The sequence below is a fragment of the Phyllobacterium sp. genome (assembly GCF_037994405.1).
In the GTDB taxonomy this organism is placed as follows: domain Bacteria; phylum Pseudomonadota; class Alphaproteobacteria; order Rhizobiales; family Rhizobiaceae; genus Phyllobacterium.
This window is the reverse complement of the sequence record NZ_JBBNAN010000493.1, coordinates 1-1,665: the sequence shown is the minus strand read 5'-3', so window position 1 is coordinate 1,665 and position 1,665 is coordinate 1. Positions and strand designations below refer to the sequence as shown.

Annotated in this window: 2 protein-coding genes; both read right to left on the bottom strand. The window is 55.6% G+C overall.

The annotated features are described in order from the left end of the window. Positions 1–171 precede the first annotated feature (171 nt). Entirely contained in the window at positions 172–1,389 is a 1,218-nt protein-coding gene (locus AAAC48_RS27215; protein ID WP_340657189.1) for an ABC transporter permease, read from the bottom strand. A 1-nt stretch (position 1,390) separates the two neighbouring features. Then, positions 1,391–1,665: hypothetical protein (locus AAAC48_RS27210; RefSeq protein WP_340657188.1), on the bottom strand; the 275-nt coding region annotated here is incomplete at its 5' end.

Sequence of the window (1,665 nt, the reverse complement as noted above, 5' to 3'; positions counted from 1 at the left end):
CGAACTGCTGTTATCTTGAGGGGAGTTTTCTGCTTATCCATGACATCCCTCGGCACCTAAAGCATTAAGTTTTGAACCTTCATCTGGCGATGAAGAGCGACACGCGAACGAAAAGACCTACAGCCTCTCAGGCTCGATATGGACCGCCAACTGGCAGCCATCCCTCGAGGGTCAGCCGAAAATAACGCGGCGAAAGCGGTGCAAGGCAAAACCAAAGTAGACACTGCCGATGACGGCCGTCGCCAGAATCTCCGGCCAGACAATCGAAAAATCCGCGCCGCGATAAAGCACGTCCTGAGCGAAAATTACGAAATGCGGCGTCGGGCTAATAAACTTCATGAGATACTGCAAAAACTCCGGCATGCTTTCCATCGGCGTCATTGCCCCGGAAAGCAGCATCAACACCAGTATCACCGGGACTGCCAGCAGACCGAACTGGCCCATCGTGGCAGCAATGGTACCGAGAAGAATGCCAAGCGCTGCGACCGTGAACACATAAAAGCACGACCCACTCAGAAACAGCAGGATCGATCCAGCAATAGGCACCTGCAGCCACCATTGCACCACAAGCACCAGCGATAGGCCCGTTGCAATCACAATGACAATGCCATTGGCCAGGATCTTTGAAAGCATGATCTCGGGGGGAACCACCGGCATCACAAGGAGATGCTCGACCGTCCCCTGTTCGCGCTCGCGGATTAGCGCCGCGCCAGTTAGGATCACGGCCAACATTGTGATATTGTTAATAATCTGCATCACTGAGGTGAACCAAGCGGACTTCAAATTCGGATTGAACTTTACGCGCGTAACCATTTTGACCGGTTCACCGCTCCATCCTTCGCGTTTCGATATGAATTGTGTCACATAGTCAATGATAACGTTCTGGATGTAAGTCATGCCGTTGAAGGCCTGGGCAATCGCGGTGGCATCGATATTGATTTGAACGGAAGGCTGCCGCCCGACGAGAACATCTTCCTGAAACTTTGGGGGAATTTCGACAACGAAAAGGAAGCGTTGCGAATTCATCGCTGCGTCGATTTCCGTTGCTGCGATCTCCACGGCCGGCTGGAACGTGGGCGGTGTGAGGCCGTCCGCAATACGCCGTGACAGGTCCGAACGGTCTTCGTCGACGATGCCAACTGACAGGTTGGTCGCTTCGGTCGAGGCGCCAGTGGCAGCGTCGACCGCAACGGTGAAGGAAAAGGCGACAAGCGCCAGGACGACCGCGTCAGCGCGTATGCTGCGCATCTCCTTGATCGTCAGCCGGTATATGTTGGCTAGGTGCAACCACAGCTTGGCGAACCGCTGGCTCCTGGGCTGCTCCGCCTTCGGCACTGCAGGCGGTGCCGCCTGTTCTCGTGAATCTCCCGTCTGGTCCGCACGCGACATCTCAGCTCTCCTGCTTCCGCAGCAATATATGAGCGGCAACGAGGTAGCTAACCGCAAAGACCGTAAGCATGAGCGCATTGAACCAGAGATCAGAGAAACTTAGTCCTTTGGTGAAGGTGCCGACGCTGATCGGCTGATACCAAGCCGCGGGAAACATGAGGCCAATGACCCTTCCCGCGCCCGTAAGGGACGACACGGGCGTGAGCAGACCTGAAAAGTTCACCGTGGGAATGATGGCGAGAACCGTGGTCGCAAAGACCGCCGCTACCTGGGTCT

Coding starts and splice junctions, on each gene's coding strand:
- AAAC48_RS27215 (WP_340657189.1), bottom strand. CDS start 1,389: ATGTCGCGTGCGGACCAGACGGGAGATTCACGAGAACAGGCGGCACCG.